General features: G+C 44.4%; 20 protein-coding genes. 7 read left to right on the top strand and 13 right to left on the bottom strand.

The features are described from left to right. Nucleotides 1-233 (top strand): transposase (locus L5M18_RS18685; protein WP_263197872.1); only part of this gene is annotated, 233 nt, incomplete at its 5' end. 37 nt (nt 234-270) lie between these two features. Here the strand turns inward: L5M18_RS18685 and L5M18_RS18680 are convergent. From L5M18_RS18680 to L5M18_RS18660, 5 genes are all read right to left on the bottom strand, one after another. Next, nucleotides 271-729 carry a FlxA-like family protein gene (locus L5M18_RS18680; protein WP_113938817.1) on the bottom strand — a complete coding sequence of 153 codons (459 nt, stop codon included), beginning with the start codon at nt 727-729 and terminating at the stop codon, nt 271-273. 251 nt (nt 730-980) lie between these two features. After that, a complete protein-coding gene (locus L5M18_RS18675) occupies nt 981-1,364 on the bottom strand; it encodes a VF530 family protein (RefSeq protein ID WP_263198184.1) in 384 nt (127 codons plus the stop codon). 182 nt (nt 1,365-1,546) lie between these two features. Then, nucleotides 1,547-3,007 (bottom strand): carbon starvation protein A, encoded by a 1,461-nt coding sequence (locus L5M18_RS18670; RefSeq protein ID WP_219252841.1) that lies wholly within the window; start codon nt 3,005-3,007, stop codon nt 1,547-1,549. A gap of 199 nt (nt 3,008-3,206) precedes the next feature. Continuing rightward, on the bottom strand, nt 3,207-3,917 hold the full coding sequence (gene btsR / locus L5M18_RS18665) for a two-component system response regulator BtsR (RefSeq protein ID WP_028760409.1): 711 nt from the start codon (nt 3,915-3,917) through the stop codon (nt 3,207-3,209). Further along, nucleotides 3,914-5,611: a sensor histidine kinase gene (locus tag L5M18_RS18660; RefSeq protein ID WP_028760408.1), complete on the bottom strand. Its 1,698-nt coding sequence runs from the start codon at nt 5,609-5,611 to the stop codon at nt 3,914-3,916. The genes btsR and L5M18_RS18660 overlap by 4 nt, the downstream gene beginning before the upstream one ends. Nucleotides 5,612-5,739: 128 nt before the next feature. On the opposite strand from L5M18_RS18660, the gene L5M18_RS18655 reads away from it, so the two are divergent. Beyond that, on the top strand, nt 5,740-5,982 hold the full coding sequence (locus L5M18_RS18655; protein WP_219252147.1) for a YecH family metal-binding protein: 243 nt from the start codon (nt 5,740-5,742) through the stop codon (nt 5,980-5,982). Here L5M18_RS18655 and L5M18_RS18650 read toward each other — a convergent pair. The 6 genes from L5M18_RS18650 to L5M18_RS18625 all read right to left on the bottom strand — a co-directional run bounded on the left by L5M18_RS18650 (nt 5,909) and on the right by L5M18_RS18625 (nt 9,044). After that, entirely contained in the window at nt 5,909-6,106 is a 198-nt protein-coding gene (locus L5M18_RS18650) for a hypothetical protein (protein WP_263198185.1), read from the bottom strand. The two genes, L5M18_RS18655 and L5M18_RS18650, sit on opposite strands and share 74 nt — an antisense overlap. Before the next feature lie 228 nt (nt 6,107-6,334). Further along, nucleotides 6,335-6,679 carry a replication protein RepA gene (locus L5M18_RS18645; RefSeq protein WP_263198182.1) on the bottom strand — a complete coding sequence of 115 codons (345 nt, stop codon included), beginning with the start codon at nt 6,677-6,679 and terminating at the stop codon, nt 6,335-6,337. Beyond that, nucleotides 6,666-7,334: an AAA family ATPase gene (locus L5M18_RS18640; protein WP_263198181.1), complete on the bottom strand. Its 669-nt coding sequence runs from the start codon at nt 7,332-7,334 to the stop codon at nt 6,666-6,668. Before L5M18_RS18640 ends, L5M18_RS18645 begins: the two co-directional genes overlap by 14 nt. A gap of 76 nt (nt 7,335-7,410) precedes the next feature. Next, complete coding sequence (locus L5M18_RS18635; protein ID WP_105252894.1) at nt 7,411-7,713, bottom strand: PilZ domain-containing protein; 303 nt, start codon at nt 7,711-7,713, stop codon at nt 7,411-7,413. 158 nt (nt 7,714-7,871) lie between these two features. Then, nucleotides 7,872-8,276: a phosphate-starvation-inducible protein PsiE gene (locus tag L5M18_RS18630; RefSeq protein WP_263166792.1), complete on the bottom strand. Its 405-nt coding sequence runs from the start codon at nt 8,274-8,276 to the stop codon at nt 7,872-7,874. 258 nt (nt 8,277-8,534) lie between these two features. After that, entirely contained in the window at nt 8,535-9,044 is a 510-nt protein-coding gene (locus L5M18_RS18625) for a DUF2062 domain-containing protein (RefSeq protein ID WP_028760402.1), read from the bottom strand. A gap of 32 nt (nt 9,045-9,076) precedes the next feature. On the opposite strand from L5M18_RS18625, the gene L5M18_RS18620 reads away from it, so the two are divergent. From L5M18_RS18620 to L5M18_RS18605, 4 genes are read left to right on the top strand one after another with little or no spacing between them, the layout of a single operon-like run. Further along, the gene (locus tag L5M18_RS18620; protein ID WP_263198180.1) at nt 9,077-11,395 is read left to right on the top strand and encodes a DNA internalization-related competence protein ComEC/Rec2; all 2,319 of its coding nucleotides are present in this window, start codon (nt 9,077-9,079) and stop codon (nt 11,393-11,395) included. A gap of 32 nt (nt 11,396-11,427) precedes the next feature. Next, the gene (gene msbA / locus L5M18_RS18615) at nt 11,428-13,236 is read left to right on the top strand and encodes a lipid A export permease/ATP-binding protein MsbA (RefSeq protein ID WP_105252892.1); all 1,809 of its coding nucleotides are present in this window, start codon (nt 11,428-11,430) and stop codon (nt 13,234-13,236) included. Next, on the top strand, nt 13,237-14,232 hold the full coding sequence (gene lpxK, locus L5M18_RS18610) for a tetraacyldisaccharide 4'-kinase (RefSeq protein ID WP_263198179.1): 996 nt from the start codon (nt 13,237-13,239) through the stop codon (nt 14,230-14,232). 10 nt (nt 14,233-14,242) lie between these two features. Further along, complete coding sequence (locus L5M18_RS18605) at nt 14,243-14,422, top strand: Trm112 family protein (RefSeq protein WP_006081200.1); 180 nt, start codon at nt 14,243-14,245, stop codon at nt 14,420-14,422. Nucleotides 14,423-14,559: 137 nt separating this feature from the next. On the opposite strand, the gene L5M18_RS18600 is transcribed toward L5M18_RS18605, so the two are convergent. Then, entirely contained in the window at nt 14,560-15,021 is a 462-nt protein-coding gene (locus L5M18_RS18600) for a hypothetical protein (RefSeq protein WP_263198177.1), read from the bottom strand. Between the two features lie 131 nt (nt 15,022-15,152). Between L5M18_RS18600 and L5M18_RS18595 the strand changes: the two genes are divergently transcribed. Beyond that, nucleotides 15,153-15,842: an energy-coupling factor ABC transporter permease gene (locus L5M18_RS18595; protein WP_263198175.1), complete on the top strand. Its 690-nt coding sequence runs from the start codon at nt 15,153-15,155 to the stop codon at nt 15,840-15,842. Nucleotides 15,843-16,034: 192 nt separating this feature from the next. On the opposite strand, the gene L5M18_RS18590 is transcribed toward L5M18_RS18595, so the two are convergent. Further along, nucleotides 16,035-16,391, bottom strand: coding sequence for a glutathione S-transferase N-terminal domain-containing protein (locus L5M18_RS18590; RefSeq protein ID WP_263198174.1), 357 nt, complete (start codon nt 16,389-16,391; stop codon nt 16,035-16,037). Nucleotides 16,392-16,528: the final 137 nt, after the last annotated feature.

Below are 16,528 nucleotides of genomic sequence, written 5' to 3'. Positions count from 1 at the left end.
CGAAGGCAATGTTGTTGTGGGATAGAGCGATGCTGTCGAGACGTTTCATCATAGAAACCATCAACGACCAGTTAAAAAATATCTCTCAAATAGAACACTCTAGACACCGCAGCGTGCATGGTTTTATGCTAAATATGATTGCCGGACTCATCGCCTATCAATTGAAAGACAATAAGCCACAACTGAACCTCACTAACGCAGAGTTTAATGCTATTACAGTTATGGCTTGTTAAACCGATCTCAGGTTAGTTTAGTAGAATACTGTTTCAGTTAATCTGACTTTTTACTATCTTGCATCTTTTTATCCAACAAGGTGGCGATTTGGCCACTAAGTAACATTATTTGTTCTTGCAGCATTTTACGTTGCTGATCTGCAGCTTCTGAGTCATCTCCCTTGAGCTTGGATAATATTTCTTGTAATTCTTTTATTTTTTCTTTTATTTTGTCTATTTGTTCATCAATTAATGTCTTAGGTTCTTCTTTTGGAGTTACTTCAGCTTCATTTTTTTTAGCTAATGCTTTTTCTCTCAAAGGGGCCCCAAAGTCGTTGGATAAAGCCTCGCGGCCCGCATTAGAAATGGAGACTGTGTCTTGGGTATCTTGTGAGCCAGCGGACTCACTATTCGCTGTTGGTGTTTTTGTTGCGGCTGGTGTCGCTGCGATATATGCGCCCGATACGGTGGTGAAACCTGAGCCAGTTGCGTTACTATTTATTCCATTAATGTTCATTCAACACTCCATTCATGCAAATTTGGATGATGCTACACTTTTATCGGCCATCAATTTGAAAACTGAAGTCACTTTTTGTCGCTCGGCCAAAAAGAGTGCTTCTTCATGGCTCACAGCCTCTTAGTAAACGCTATTAGTCACAATTAAATTAAAGGTGTGGGTTAGTGAAAAATCGATGAGTTATTGATTCATTCTAACAATACAGCCCTTATTTAGGGCTGTTCACGTTTTATGGCTGCAGAGGGCGAAGATTAACTGTTACCCCAAATATGGCTATTTACTTTGTCATCTGTGTTAGGTTTATCGCTTTTAGCTGACTTGTCAGGGGGAGTTTGATTGGTTTTCTTCGTCGCAATTTTTGCCGCAGGCTTCTTAGTCGCTTGACTAGAGTCTGCTTTGGGTGGCGGCAAGGGTAATTTATTGGCTCTTAAATAAAGATATTCGACTTTATCCCGCGCCCACTCTGTTTTTCTCAAAAAACGTAAACTGGATTTGATGCTGGGATCGTGGGTAAAACAGCGGATATTAATTCTTTCACCTAATTCTTCCCAGCCGTATTTCTCGACTAAATAAGTGATGATCGTTTCCAGTTTAATGCCGTGGAGCGGGTTATTCGATTGATTCATATTATGCATGTTGCAGTGTGCTATGGCGGGAGTATAGCAGTTTTGTATGCCTGATACAGTGTGGAATGGTATCGAGTCAAGCTTGAATACCTTGCTAGCTTAAACCTGTGATAGCTGTTATTGGTGGAGCAGTATGATCAAAACAGGCGCAATAAAGCGCCTGTTTTAGGTTGGTCATTTGGACTGTTTGACTAGTCTTTGACTGGCTCTTTAAGCTCAGTTTCAACCGGTAAATCAATTTCGCCTTTACCTTTGGTTTTCACAATCAAGAGTGCTGTAATCACTAAGGTTGTGACTATGCCCGCTATGGTTGATACCGTCATAGGTAAACCTGCGCCTAAGGTTGACGAGTTCAGTAGGAAGGTGATAACCACAGTGGTCATAAACATCGCTGGAATTGTCGCAATCCAATGTAGTTTGTTATGTCGTAGCAGGTAAGCCGAAGCCGTCCACAGCATTAATACTGCAGTGGCTTGGTTTGCTACACCGAAGTAGCGCCAAATCACACCAAAGTCCACTTGGGTCAATATGCCGCCGATAACAAACAGTGGGAGAGCTAACACTAAGCGCTTTGGTAGTGAGATTTGTGGCATATTGAAAAACTCAGCCAGAATCAAACGCGCTGAACGAAAAGCCGTATCGCCTGAGGTAATCGGCAGAATAATCACTCCTAGGATAGCCATAAAGCCACCAATAGCGCCTAACAGACCAGTAGATGCCTCATAGACGACGTTGGCAGGGTTACCTGACATGCCCGCACTTAACCCTTCTACTCCGCCAAAGTAAGACAACGCGATGGCACACCAAAGCAATGCGATAATGCCTTCGCCAATCATGGCACCAAAGAAGACGAAGCGACCATTAGTCTCATTTTCAACGCAGCGGGCCATTAACGGTGATTGAGTAGCATGGAAACCCGATACCGCGCCACAGGCAATAGTGATGAATAGGGCAGGCCAAAGTGGCATGTCGTTCGGATTTAAGTTTTGGAAGAAATCGCCCGCTTGTACGTTAGGCAGTAAGGTGTGCTCGCTTGATAGCATAATTGCGAAAGCTAAACCAAACGACATGAAGAACAATAAAGCGCCAAAGAAGGGGTACAGACGACCGATAATTTTATCGACAGGTACCACAGTTGCAATCAGGTAATAGACGAAGATTATACCAACGAAGATACTGACATCCCAACCAGTAAGCTTGCCAAGTAAGCCAGCAGGCGCAGAGATAAAGACCACACCGACGAGCAGTAACAGCACAATAGCAAACACGTTCATGAAGTGTTTGGCGCTCTTACCTAAATACTTACCCGCAAGGTTTGGCACGGATTGACCGCCATTGCGCACTGACAACATACCGGAGAAGTAGTCATGTACTGCACCTGCAAAGATACAGCCAACCACAATCCATAACATGGCTGCAGGACCATAGAGTGCACCTAAGATAGGACCAAAGATTGGGCCTACGCCTGCAATGTTTAATAATTGAATTAGATAGACTTTGCCTTTAGACATAGGCACAAAGTCGACGCCATCAGTTTGACTGAAAGCGGGTGTTTGACGATTAGCGTTAATGCCGAAGACTTTCTCGACAAAGGCGCCGTAGATAAAGTAGCCGCCGATCAGTAGACCGACACAGAGTAGGAACCACATCATTTTTGTTATCTCCCCATTTGAGTTCTGGCGAGTGTAAACAAGTTGTTGATATAAAACTTTGTAATCTCAATGAGTGGTCGAAAATGCAGTGTGAGCGGCAATAGGCGAGCTTAAGTGGTTACCATTTTATGTTAACGGTGAGTGCTGTTGGCCATCTTATGGCTAAAAATACGTCGCTAAGATGACTTTTGGATTGTGTTTATTGAAAGCCAAATAGCTGTTTAAGGCTTTTAAGATAGCGGCGTGATACGGGTACTTTATCGCCTAAATGAGTGGTGACTTCAGCCCCTGTATCTAACAGCTCAATTTCAGCAATCGCCTTAGGTGAAATCAAATACTGCCGATGGCAGCGCACCAGTGGGGTTTTTTCTTCGAACACTTTCAAGGTCAACTGGGTATGGACTTTGCCTTTCGTGCTGGCCACATGGATGCCGCTTAAGTCACTGAACACATATTCCACATCTTGGATTGCAATGACTTTGAGTTTATTGCCGCTGTAGCAGGGAATATGTTCAAGACTCTTTGGGGTAATGGAGTCCATAGCCTGAGGCGTTAGATTTTTACGCACGCGAGTGAGGGTTTTACTGAGTCTGTCGGCATCTATGGGTTTGAGTAAATAATCGAAGGCATGATTGTCGAAGGCTTTGACGGCAAACTCGTCGTAGGCGGTGACAAACACGATTTTCGGCATGTCATCGGGGTCGAGCATTGCAATAAGTTCCATGCCCGAAATGCGTGGCATTTGGATATCAAGAAAGATTAACTGAGGTTTTTCTTTGGTTATGCTCTGTAATGCCTCAATAGCATTGGCGCATTGACCGACGATTTGGATGTCGTGTTCTTGCCCCAAAAGGTCAGCTAATTCTTCACGAGCAAACAGCTCATCATCGACAATTAAACAAGTGATCACGTGCGGTTATCCATATTTGATGTTTCAGGGCTTTCTATGGGCAATCTTATGGTGACACGAGTCAATTGATCGGGCTCGCACTCCACTGTCACGCCGTATTGTTCGCCAAAAATATTTTGAATTCGCTTATGCACTAAGTTCATCCCTAGGCCTTCTGATCCCTCAATGGGCTGATACAACCCAGCATTGTCTGTGACTTCTAGCTCCAACACATCATTTTCGAGCTTGCCTGTCACTTTAATCTGCCCTTGTTCAATCATGTGCGAAGTGCCGTGCTTTACGGCATTCTCAATAATTGGCTGCAGGGTAAAGGCGGGGACTTTACAGTGGTAGAGTGATTCAGGTATCGCGATACTGACTTGTAATTTATCAATAAAACGCGCTTTTTCAATGGTGAGATAGGACGCTATGTGATCTAGCTCATCCCCAAGCGTCACTAAGCCTGTCGTTCGCTTTAAATTGATCCGTAAAAATTGCGATAACTGCTGCAGTAGCTGCTTAGACATATCAGGATCACGTTTGATAATCGCGCTAATGGTATTCAGTGCATTAAATAAAAAGTGCGGATTGACTTGAGCCTGCAGTAATTTAAGTTCGGCTTGAGTCAGTAGATTTTGCTGTTGCTCAAAACGCCCATAAAGAATTTGGTTCGATAACAGGCGGGCAATACCTTCACCTAAAGTACGGTTGATATTCAAAAAAAGTTTATTCTTAGGCTCATAGAGTTTAATCGTGCCAATGACTTCGGTATCACTGCGCAGCGGGATCACTAGACTTGACCCTAGACGGCAATGAGAAGAAATAGAGCATGCATAGGGCGTTTCAACGCCATCGGCGAACATGACCTTATTTTGATTGATGGCTTCTAAGGTGATTTTGGACGAAATCGGTGTACCTGGGAGATGGTGATCGGCGCCTATGCCAATAAAGGCTAACAGTTTTTCCCTGTCCGTGATGGCCACTGCACCCACATTGGTTTCTTCGATGACGATTTGGGCGACATGACTACTACTTTCTTCGTTAAATCCTTTGGATAGTAATCCGACACTGCGTTCGGCAATTTTTAATGCCTTAGTCGAAAAGCTCGATGAGAGTTTATCAAACATGGTTTTTTGGTCACGGATCATGCTCATAAAGAGTGCCGCTCCCACGGAGTTCACTAACAACATGGGCGGCGCGATTTGACGTACCAATTCCCATGCATCATCGAAGGGGCGTGCGACCAAAAGTATGATGCTCATTTGCATCATTTCAGCATAAAAAGTCACTAGGCAAACGAGTAATGGATTGTAGATGAGCTCACTTTTATCTGCGCGTCTTAAGTAGAAGCTTATCATCCCTGCGGATAAGCCTTCTAAGGTGGTGGAGATGGCGCAGGCTATATCAGTAAAGCCGCCCATACTGTAGCGGTGTAGCCCACCAGTCAGCCCCACCAGAAAACCAGTAACCGGTCCTCCTAATAATCCGCCTAAAACTGCGCCCATAGCACGAGTGTTGGCAATCGCTCCCGAGGTTTGCTCACCAAAATAAGTGGCCATGATGCAGAAACTCGAAAAAATCAGATACATAAAAATCTTATGTGGCAGACGAGGAGACGTTTCGGCAAACAGTTTAAACAGTGGCGTTTTACTGACTAAGTAAACGATCACTAAGTACAGCGACATCTGTTGGGTCAGTAATAGGATCAAAGACATAATGGCTCACATTATCGTCACAGATGTCGGCGCAGTCGTCCCCATTTGAAAGTTTGTGCGCGAGATCAGGGTTCGAATTTAACCGTTAGGATATAAAGAACAATAATATTGCATCTTTAGGAGGACATATGTCCAATTCTGTTCACGGTCATGATGTTATGGCGCTGATGGTAGCTCAAGGGGCCGCTATTATAAAGCCTGAATTAATTTCCATGATGGAGCAAAAGTTTGGCTCGGCGGCTCGATACCATACTTGTAGTGCAACTGATTTGAGTGCCGAAGCATTAATTGAGTTACTCATAGGTAAAGGTAAGTTTTACGAAACGTCCCAAGGTATTCAACTTGTAGCTGGGCGAAATTGTGAGCATTAATACCCATCGTATTAAATATCTGTTCATTCAGCGGGAGATCAAAGCGCTTTAGACAAGGCAAAGGCTTGAAGGCATAGTGGTGCCCTGTCAAAAGCCTTAAACGCAGTATAAAGCGCGATGCCATTAACATCAGCCGCCCTTCGGGAGCCACAGGCATTCCACTCCGGTGTTACATTACTTAAAAGGGAATGACCATTTCTGCGTCAATGCGCCTTGGATTGAGATGCCCGTGAGGCTCTGAACTGACTAACTATTTAATGTGATTGGTATAATACACAGTGACCATTGCGTACTCATTTTATTTCGCTGGTTAGTTTTCAGTCACTTAGATGTGTAATTATTTTGTTGAAGCTTAGGCTTCATCATGGCGCTTATTTGCAATTTGCTCCTGCTGTGCGGGTGTGAGTTGGGTAAATTCATTGATCAAAATACGCAGTAATCGAGATTTTGCAATATTGGTGGATTTCGATAGGGCATCAAGCTGAGAAATGCTGTTTTCAGTGAGGGTAAAGGTCGCGTGGCGATAAATCTTAGTCGATTTTTTATCTAAGCCCTTAACTATGGTATGTGTGGTGGGCGCAGCTAATAAACTCGCCTTACCTAAGGCGTAGTTATTGGCATCTTCAATGAAATCATCGACAGAAACCGGCTTGGTGATTTGCTTAGGTTTCTTACGTTTAAGATCAGTTAAGCTCATAGCTATTTTCTGGTGGCATTGCGAATAACTCATCCGCTATGGCGCGGATCTCATCGGCTGCTTTCCCATCGGGTTCTATTTCGACGACTGAAGAGCCTCTTTCTTCACTGTCATCATAAATATTTCGGCAAAATGTAACTGAATTTAGCACCCTTAGTCCAAAGGATTGCACCACATCTTTGGCTTCTAAAATGCGTTTAAACTGTGTGGGAAGCGCTGGGCATTGGGTGAGCACTATAGTCGCGATCATTTTAGGATTCAGCATCTTACAAGTACTTAGCATGTCTTCCATGTGGGGTAATGTTTTGAGATCGCGTCTTTTAGGTCTGAGGGGGATCACAACATAAGTCGCTACCGACATAGCTGCGCGCATGGCTAAGTTATCTTGGCCACCACAATCTACAATTACGTAGTCAAAACGCTCATTGAGGCTGAGTAAATCATTACGAATCTTGCCGTAAAGTTGGATGCAATTAATGCTTGGGAGGCTTGGATCATTATTTCTTGCTTGGATCCAATCTGAAGTCGTGCGTTGGGGATCACAATCGACCATGAGGACGTTTGCCTGAAATTTTTGCTTAATATAAACGGCAAGATTTTGAGCGAGACAACTTTTTCCGCTACCACCTTTTTCACCACCTACCAGCAAGATCATACTGACGCCCCTTAATGAATTGTTCAATTCATTGAGTGTAGAACAGAGCCATTAAAGCTGCGAAATTTAAGTTAAATTAAAGCAGTTGCATAGCAATATGGTAGCTTTGGTCATGGCATCTCGCGCAACGGCAGACTTGTCCTTTAACGGTATTTTGTTGGGTTGAATTGGGATTAAAGGTCACTTCGATGAGTTCCCCGAGTGCAAACGGATTTTTATAATCGAATAAAATGCCGCGTCTTGCTAAGTCGATACACACACCTTCATCAGTTTGCTTCATGCCTTGAGTGTCGATCCAATTCAAGACCACGCGCTCTGCTTCCATGTCGACTCGCAGTGATGTGCGTTTTTCTTCAAAACCAGTAGTATGGTCACCCATAACTCAATTGCCCCGTAAATTATTGATCTCAGTAAAACTAGCATAATTGCTTTTTGGCAGAATACCAATGTGAAAGCTAGGTCTTTGATAATAGTTTTAAAACGAGAACAGCAGGTGCCATTGATTTAGGTTTCAATAGCACCAACTCAGGTATTTGATTAATTGTCGTATTCTTGATTTTTTGGATAAGGCATTTTTAATTGGCCCCAACGAATCACAATCACGGTTGCCGCTAAAATTAGCGTCGATAATGATATTGCTGCGATACGCCAGTCTTCCATGCTCTTCATATCTAAGATTAGGTAACGGGCCAAGGCGACAATCGCAATATAAAGCGGCATACGTACTGGTAACTTACCGGATTCATAGTAGTTAGCCACCATGGCTAACACTTCTAAGAAAATAAATAACAAGAGTAAATCGGCCAGTGCGACCATACGTACAGAGATGATATGCACAATTTCTTGGCCTATTGCGACTATGGTGGCAATGGCAATAATAAATAGGACTAAGTGTTCAACGGCTTTGAGGCTTTTAGAACCATATTGATGATAAAAAGGCATGGATATTCCCTACTTGATGTTTTTATAAATAGTAACAGCAAAAATCTGTTTTTAGGGAAAAGCTAGGTGCCGCTGTGTGATTTAATTCACAGATATGTACGATCTTAAATTCGGCGCAAAGTGGAGTTAACGTGGTTGTATTGTAGAAGGTGATTCACATGATGAACAAAAGGGAAGCGAGAGCGAATGTGTTAATCCGCTTATGCTGTTACCTCGACTCAATCGTTGTACCAACATAAGCGGTTTGAATATAAAAGATTATTTATTCTTGCGTTTCTGCCACTTAAACATAATTGAATATTTCCACAGATTATTAATCAGCAAATAACCGACAGCGGAAAAAACCACTCCTAGCACGAGACACCCGAGTAAGAATGCCGGACCTATAGTCGCAAGCGATGCTTCAATCCATTGCCAACTTGCTTCGAAGGCAAAATCTTGCGGAGCATGGCCGAGTATTTTAGCTCCGAGCAAATACGCCCCATAAAACATCACTGGCATAGTTAAGGGATTGGTTATCCATACTAATGCAACTGAAACGGGAATATTAACATTAAATAGAATGGCAAAAGCCGCTGCAACAACCATCTGAAATGGCATGGGGATCCAAGCGACAAATAACCCTACGGCAAATGCGCCTGGGGCGGATTTTCGATTAAGTGCCCATAGATTGGGATTATGTAACAAGCGTCCGAACATGCGTAAGTGTTTATGCTCACGCAAGGTTTCAGGCTTAGGCATAAATCTTTTAATTAATTTTTTTGGCATATGCTGAAATTGCTGTCTTAACTTAATTCACTATGAATCGATTCATGTTTGGCTTTAGTGCCATCTTGTTATCAGCGATGTTATGGCCTTCGCTGCCGCCAGTCAGTTACATACCCTACCTTGTTGTTGGGGCGTTAATCTTACACCGAAAAATCCCTGTCTGTGCAGGTGGGCTCTTTGCGGTAGCATGGCTAACTGGTTTTTGCTTAGGATTATCTAGGCAGGATTTGCCAGTGTTACAACAACCTATACAGGTAAGGGGCGAAATCATATCACTAGTTAGTCGAAACAGCGACTGGCTAAGTTTGGATATATCGCTCATTAAACCAAATTTAATCTTAGGGCCAAACGCAAAATTGCGACTCACGTGGAAAGATCCGCCAGAAGTCGATGTGGGTCAGGTTTGGCTGTTTACGTTGACACCTAAGAGCATTACTAGCGTGCTAAATCAAGGCGGCTACAACGAACAAAAACAATTAATCAGTCAACATGTTGTCGGTAAAGGACGAGTGATTGAGGCGCAGTTACTTGCGGTTTCGCCTTCATTGCGTAATGACCTCATAAGCGCATTGACACCTGAATTAGCCTCTTTACCTCAAGGTGACATTTTACTCGCTTTGCTTTTGGGGGATAAGCATTTGATCTCACAAGCTCGTTGGCAAGCACTAAGGCAGACTGGCACTGGCCATTTAGTGGCGATTTCCGGTTTGCACCTCTCCGTTGTCGCGGCATGGGTATACGCTTGCCTTTTGTTTGGATTGAGTCGTTTTGTGTCACATCAGAGTCGACGAAATATGACTTTTGCGTTAGTCGCGGCAGGTATAGGCGCAGCATTTTATGCCTATCTTGCAGGCTTTGGTGTGTCGACTCAGCGTGCACTCGTGATGATTTTACTGTTAATGCTACTGAGTTTATTAAAGCGATTTTCTACTGCGTGGGAGCGCTTGCTGTTTGCATTGTTTGTCGTATTGTTACTCGACCCGCTTGCTTGTTTAAGTGCGGGATTTTGGCTGTCGTTTTGTGCTTTAGGGGTGATTTTATATACCTTAGTCATCCAGCCCAAAGAGTTTACGGCTGTGTCGACTCGAAGGACGCGTGTAGGCGCGGGGCTTTTGCAATTTTGGGCCATCCAGTGGCGCTTGAGCCTTGGGCTTGGATTACTGCAAGGAGCACTCTTTGGTGGTGTGAGTTTACACAGCTTATGGATGAATATCCTAGCTGTGCCATGGTTTAGTTTTGTTGTTATCCCATTCGCTATGGCGGGATTTATATGCTGGTGGGTTGGTACAGCGTTTGGGTTCTCTTGGTTGGGACTGCTTCGCCTAAGTGATTGGAGTTTATCACCCTATTCGCAGTTGCTAGACATAAGCCAGCAATTGCCAGCCCATTGGTTAGCGCTTTCAGATACGATATTAGCCTTGGGGTTATCCGCACTCATCGGTGGTGTGTTATGGCGCTATGTGCCTAAAAATAAAAATTATACTTCTTGGTTAAGCCTGCTGAGTTTACTGTTTATTCCCGCTTTGCTTTTCTGTATTACGCTGTGGTCACCCGTTCAAAATAATCGATGGGCTATGCATTTACTGGATGTGGGCCAAGGTTTAGCTGTGGTTATTGAAAAGAATGGTAGAGGGCTGGTTTACGACACCGGTGCCGCCTTTGGTGATGACTTCAGTTATGCGGAGCGGGTGATATTGCCTTTCCTAAAAGCCAAAGGCATTCAAGAGATTGATTATATTGTTATCAGCCATAGCGATAACGATCATGCAGGTGGTGCCCCTGTTTTGATTGAGGCTTACCCTAAGGCTTTAGTGATCACAGACGTGGCAGGCTTTAGCGGCCAAGATTGCCGCCCAAGGCAGATTCAATGGCAAGGGCTGAGCTTGAATTTGCTTTCCCCGCCTCAAGCGTTAGCGGGTAATAATGGTTCCTGTGTTATACGCATTGATGATGACAGGCAGAGTCTACTGCTTACGGGGGATATCGAAAAGCAAATCGAAACCTCGCTATTAAGTCGTACCTTAAGTGGTGAGTATGAGTTACAAAGTGAAGTGCTTGTTGCGCCCCACCACGGCAGTAAAACCTCGTCAACTGAAGCCTTTATTGATGCTGTTGCACCCAAGTTAGTCTTGTTTCCTGCTGGTTTTGCTAATCGCTGGGGGTTTCCAAAATCCACAGTGGTTGAACGGTATCAGCAACGGGAGATTATGGGCCTAACTACAGGTATAGAGGGGCAGATTAGTGTGATTTTTCAGCAGTCTGAGCGAGAGGTTAAGACCTATCGTGGTGATTTAGCGCCATTTTGGTACAACTCTCTGTTTAGATTTGGTGACTTGATTAATCCAGAGTAGAATGCCTACTTTGCCATAATTTAGTGTTATCAATGACAACATCTCCTAAAGACGAAATGTGGACAGTTTTCAAACGATTACTGGGCTATATAAAACAGATGAAAGGCATGTTTATGCTTTCAGTTGCGGGATTAATTATTTATGGTCTCGTCGATGCCGCCTTTATCGCTTTCATCGGCCCCTTTATTGATAAGGGTTTCTCCGGCGGCGCACCTGCTGCGGTGACCAACGGCATAGCATTGCCAACCAGTGAAGGTTTCCACGCAAACAACGACGTGCTTATGATGGCGCCGCTTGTGGTTATCGTTATGTTTTCCCTACGTGGCTTTGCTAACTTTGTTTCGACTTACGGCATTTCATATATGAGTGCACGTTTGATCATGGACATGCGTCAGCAAGTGTTTGAGCATTATCTGAGCCTGCCTGTCAGTTATATGGATAAGGAAAATACCGGTAACTTGATTTCAAAAGTCACCTTCGATACTGAGCAAATCGCCAGAGCATCGGGAAGTGCTTTGATTTCCATAGTCCGCGATAGTGTGACTGTGTTTGGTATGCTGGTGCTGATGTTCTATAACTCTTGGAAGCTATCCCTCTGTATTCTTGTGATTGGTCCTATCATGGGCATGGTCATTGCGGTGGTTAGTCGTCGTTTCCGCAAGGTCTCTAAGCAAATTCAAACAGCCATGGGCGGGGTGAGTGCGACTACGGAGCAAATGATTAAAGGCCATAAAAACGTATTGGCCTTTGGTGGACAGGAAACAGAAGCAACCCGTTTTGCTAAAGTAAACGATCAAAACCGCCATCAAAATATGAAGTTAGCTGTGGCACAAGCCATTAGTCAGCCTTTGATCATGATTATTGGCTCATTCGCCTTAGCCTTTGTACTTTATGCGGCAAGCTTAGACAGCATGAAAGCCGATCTTACCGCGGGTACCTTCGCGACGATTCTTGGTGCCATGATGGCCATGTTACAGCCAATCAAAAACTTAACCCGAGTGAATGCCGAATTTCAACGGGGTATTGCGGCTTGTACCACAGTGTTTGAATTACTGGATACGCTGCCAGAGTCCGATACGGGAACTTATACTGTCGAGCGTGCTAAGGGGCATTTACGTTTTGATAATGTGTGTTTTACCTATGACAGCCAAGATCGTCGTGCACTTGAGAATGTCGATTTTGAAGTCAAACCTGGGCAAACCTTAGCCTTAGTTGGACGTTCTGGCTCAGGTAAGTCGACTATTGCGAGTTTAGTGACCCGTTTTTATACCGGCCTTGAATCCGGCGATATTCTGCTTGATGACGTCAGCATCTACGATTACTCGCTAAAATCGCTGCGCAATCAAGTGGCACTGGTATCGCAACAGGTGACCTTGTTCAATGACACGATAGCCAATAACATCGCTTACGCCTACCCAGGTGAAGCCACTCGTGAGCAGATCATTGAAGCTGCGACCTTGGCCTATGCGATGGAGTTTATTGATCAACTGCCCCAGGGCCTTGATACCCAAGTGGGTGAGAATGGCGTGTTATTGTCCGGTGGTCAAAGACAGCGGATTGCGATTGCGCGCGCTATGTTGCGTGATGCGCCTGTGTTGATCCTCGATGAAGCGACCTCTGCACTGGATACTGAGTCAGAAAAAGCCATTCAAAAAGGGTTAGATAACCTCAGACAAAACCGCACATCTGTAGTGATTGCCCACAGGTTGTCGACCATCGAGAGTGCCGATCAGATTTTAGTGGTGGATCAGGGGCGTATCGTCGAGCGCGGGACGCACCAATCACTATTGGAATTAGATGGCATGTACGCCAAATTATACCAAATGCAATTTGGTAGTTAGATGCAGGCCTTAGTAAATAAAATTTGGTATCAGGGCCATCCACTGCGATGGCTCTTGTTACCTTTATCTGGCTTATTCGCGGTTATCACTTATGTGCGCCGCGCTTTGTTTCACCTCGGAATGAAATCACAAACTGCAATGCCTGTACCTGTCATCGTCGTCGGTAATATTACCGTCGGTGGCAGCGGTAAGACGCCAACTGTGATTTATCTGATTGAATTGCTGCGCCAACATGGATTTCACCCCGGTGTGATCAGTCGTGGTTATGGTGTTGATATTCAAGGCGTTAAATCGGTTTGCTTAGGTGCAAGTGCGGCAGAGGTGGGTGATGAACCTGCCATGATAGTGGCGCGTACTCAAGTGCCTATGGTGGTTGGTGCTAAACGGGTCGATGCGGCTAATGCGCTTATTGCTGAGTTTGGTGTCGATGTCATCATCTGTGACGATGGCCTACAGCATTATGCTCTGGCACGCGATATTGAGCTGGTGGTAATTGATGGTCAGCGCGGTTTAGGCAATGGCTTGCTATTGCCAGCAGGTCCATTGCGTGAAGGTGCGTGGCGTCTCGATACCGTGGATTTTATTGTCAGTAATGGTGGCCCAGCGGCAAAAGGGCAGTTCGAAATGCAACTGACACCTACGGCAGTGAAGCCTGTTAAATGTGATGCGACGTCTGGTGAATATACTTTCGATAAGTCTCTGCCGCTCGTTGCGATGGCGGGCATAGGTAATCCAGCGCGTTTCTTTGAATCGTTGCGCGCACAAGGCTATCAACTGGCCTTCTGCCATGGTTTTGATGACCATCAGGCCTACGATAAAATCCAGTTAGGTGATTTAGCCCAAGGCTTGCCACTGTTGATGACAGAAAAAGATGCGGTTAAATGTCGCGATTTTGCACAAGAAAACTGGTGGTATTTGGCGGTCGATGCCAAGCTATCCCCACAATTTGATGAACAGCTGCTCGCACGTCTTCGTGAAGTGGCTGCAGCTAAATAAGGAAACTTCCATGGCATTCGATAAAAAATTGTTAGATATAGTGGCTTGCCCTGTATGTAAGGGTAAACTTGAGTACGATAAAACGACGCAGCAGTTGATTTGTAAGGCAGATAAACTTGCTTATCCGATCACTGAAGGTATCCCTGTGTTATTGGAAAATCGTGCTGTGCCACTGACCGAATCAGTCTAGTGTGATGTGAATGCGCGTATTGTCTCATACGCGCATGCTTGCTTTTTATTCTGCTTATTATCGTTTTCGCTATTTTTAGCCGATTTAAGTTTTTTGTATTGGTAACTGTGCACGTTTCTTCATTACTTTGAGTTTAGTTAATAGCTCATAAATTTGTGTTTATCAGCATTGGTTGCCCCCTCTTGGCACTCACCGCGGATTTCTCCTCGACCAGGCTCGATAATTCGGCTTAATTCAATATAACCTTCGCGGCAATAACCCGTCATTTCAAGGGTTTTGATTAAACCTAAATCAACCTGTCTCCCCCAAATTTCTAATGAGTCCTGTAGATCTTGCATCGCGCGACGTTGCTCACGGGGATCTTGCATATTACGTATGCGTGCCTCGTGTGGAAAAGGGCGGTCTGTATCATTCAGTGTCGACTTTTCATCGACCAGACGAGCTTTGTAGCTGAAGAGTTTAAGGCCATCGCTTTTAATATCTGTCGTCAACTTATCCCGTAATTTTCCGGCGAGTTCACTCGGGTCAATTGGCGCACTGCTGCAGGCGATGAGCGAGAAACAACTTAAGATGGCAAGGCTGAGATATCGAAACGGCATAATCAAATTTAACTCTTAGTTATTAACTGACAGAAGAATACCTTAATATGGCCCTAAAGTTCATGGATTTATGGCATTCTCATAGGGTGAGTACGCGCCGATAGGTGTAATGGATTAAGGATGGGCGAGTAATGTGGGCGTTTTGGTCGAATAAATGGGCGCAAATCGAATGGGATATGGGCCTGACTCAAGGTATATGCCTTATGTTCTTGGCGTTATGGCTCTACGCCATATGGCCAAAAGAAGAGTTAGTGCAGCTCCGGCGGGATAAACATCTCCAATTACGTTTGTTGCTGACGTTGGTGGGGATCAATGCACTGTGGTCGTTAAATGCCAGTATTCAAACTGGGTTGCATCTGCATTTTCTGGGAATTGTCACTTGTATGCTGATGTTCGGCTGGCGTCTTGCGACCCTAGTGTTGCTATTGCCGAGTGCTTTTTTTAGTCTTTTTGTATTAAAGCAGCCCGCTGATTTTGGTGCTTTTAGTTTGTTCGCTATGGCTGTGCCGCTGTTTCTGTGTTTTATCCTATACAGTCGCAGTTACCATTTATTTCCTAAGCATATTTTTGTATTCATCTTCGTCGGTGGTTTTATCAATGCGGGCCTCTCAACTGTGTTTCATCAATTGAGTTGGGCGACGTGGTTGTGGTCTGCGGCGGATTACGATTGGAATGTGTTAGTAGACGACTACCTGATGCTAATCCCTTTGCTGGCATTCCCAGAGGCATTGCTTAATGGCATGGCGGTGACGCTATTGGTGGTGTATCAGCCCCAGTGGTTATTTGATTATTCTGACCGTGAATATTTGTGGCGTAAGTAAATGCGATAGTGGCGTAAGTAAATGCGATAAAAGAATGTGATAAAACAACGCAATAAAAGAACTGCGCCCGAAACCTCGATATTTCAACGGAAAACCCATTGTAAAGTTCATTGAAAAGTCGATTGAACAGTTCATTAAAAAAGGTACTGGGCGCACTTATTTGGAGATTTACACAGACTGTTACACCGCGATTTAGGCGAAGCGTTGGTCTAAGTAGTTAATGATTTCTTTAGATTCATACAACCACTGTACTTGGCCGTTTTCTTCAATGCGCAAACAAGGCACTTGCTGTTTGCCACCTTGGGCGACGAGCTCATCTTTGTGTGGCGCTTTTTTAGCGTCGTGGGTCACTATGTTGAGTCCTTGGCGACGCATTGCACGGCGGACTTTTACACAAAATGGGCATGCAGGATATTGATACAGGGCTAATGCTTGAGTTTGAGCATCAATTTTTTGTTGCTCAGCCAGTGGACGTTGGCGCTTCTTAGGGCTAAATACGAAGTTTAAAAACAGAATAATCCTGCCTAAAATCCAGCGAATGATAAACATGTTATTGACCTTAATGATAATTTTTGTGGAAGAACATTTGTGCGTCATGGCGCCACAGAAAGCGTGCGGCGAGTCTGGGATCCAGTCGTTTAAAAACTGTGATCTCAGTTGTATAAAGGCCGCAGAGTGTAACCTAT

Origin of the sequence: Shewanella sp. SM20, from assembly GCF_025654545.1 — a bacterium.
Taxonomy (GTDB): Bacteria; Pseudomonadota; Gammaproteobacteria; order Enterobacterales; family Shewanellaceae; genus Shewanella; species Shewanella oncorhynchi.
The sequence above is the reverse complement of the archived record's forward strand: the minus strand, read 5'-3'. Positions and strand labels throughout refer to the sequence as shown.

Excerpts from the sequence above, each read along its gene's own strand:
- L5M18_RS18680 (WP_113938817.1), bottom strand. The coding sequence starts at position 729 with ATGAACATTAATGGAATAAATAGTAACGCAACTGGCTCAGGTTTCACC.
- L5M18_RS18675 (WP_263198184.1), bottom strand. The coding sequence starts at position 1,364 with ATGCATAATATGAATCAATCGAATAACCCGCTCCACGGCATTAAACTG.
- L5M18_RS18670 (WP_219252841.1), bottom strand. The coding sequence starts at position 3,007 with ATGATGTGGTTCCTACTCTGTGTCGGTCTACTGATCGGCGGCTACTTT.
- L5M18_RS18660 (WP_028760408.1), bottom strand. The coding sequence starts at position 5,611 with ATGTCTTTGATCCTATTACTGACCCAACAGATGTCGCTGTACTTAGTG.
- L5M18_RS18655 (WP_219252147.1), top strand. The coding sequence starts at position 5,740 with ATGTCCAATTCTGTTCACGGTCATGATGTTATGGCGCTGATGGTAGCT.
- L5M18_RS18650 (WP_263198185.1), bottom strand. The coding sequence starts at position 6,106 with ATGGCATCGCGCTTTATACTGCGTTTAAGGCTTTTGACAGGGCACCAC.
- L5M18_RS18645 (WP_263198182.1), bottom strand. The coding sequence starts at position 6,679 with ATGAGCTTAACTGATCTTAAACGTAAGAAACCTAAGCAAATCACCAAG.
- L5M18_RS18640 (WP_263198181.1), bottom strand. The coding sequence starts at position 7,334 with ATGATCTTGCTGGTAGGTGGTGAAAAAGGTGGTAGCGGAAAAAGTTGT.
- L5M18_RS18635 (WP_105252894.1), bottom strand. The coding sequence starts at position 7,713 with ATGGGTGACCATACTACTGGTTTTGAAGAAAAACGCACATCACTGCGA.
- L5M18_RS18630 (WP_263166792.1), bottom strand. The coding sequence starts at position 8,276 with ATGCCTTTTTATCATCAATATGGTTCTAAAAGCCTCAAAGCCGTTGAA.
- L5M18_RS18625 (WP_028760402.1), bottom strand. The coding sequence starts at position 9,044 with ATGCCAAAAAAATTAATTAAAAGATTTATGCCTAAGCCTGAAACCTTG.
- L5M18_RS18620 (WP_263198180.1), top strand. The coding sequence starts at position 9,077 with ATGAATCGATTCATGTTTGGCTTTAGTGCCATCTTGTTATCAGCGATG.
- msbA (WP_105252892.1), top strand. The coding sequence starts at position 11,428 with ATGACAACATCTCCTAAAGACGAAATGTGGACAGTTTTCAAACGATTA.
- lpxK (WP_263198179.1), top strand. The coding sequence starts at position 13,237 with ATGCAGGCCTTAGTAAATAAAATTTGGTATCAGGGCCATCCACTGCGA.
- L5M18_RS18605 (WP_006081200.1), top strand. The coding sequence starts at position 14,243 with ATGGCATTCGATAAAAAATTGTTAGATATAGTGGCTTGCCCTGTATGT.
- L5M18_RS18600 (WP_263198177.1), bottom strand. The coding sequence starts at position 15,021 with ATGCCGTTTCGATATCTCAGCCTTGCCATCTTAAGTTGTTTCTCGCTC.
- L5M18_RS18595 (WP_263198175.1), top strand. The coding sequence starts at position 15,153 with ATGTGGGCGTTTTGGTCGAATAAATGGGCGCAAATCGAATGGGATATG.
- L5M18_RS18590 (WP_263198174.1), bottom strand. The coding sequence starts at position 16,391 with ATGTTTATCATTCGCTGGATTTTAGGCAGGATTATTCTGTTTTTAAAC.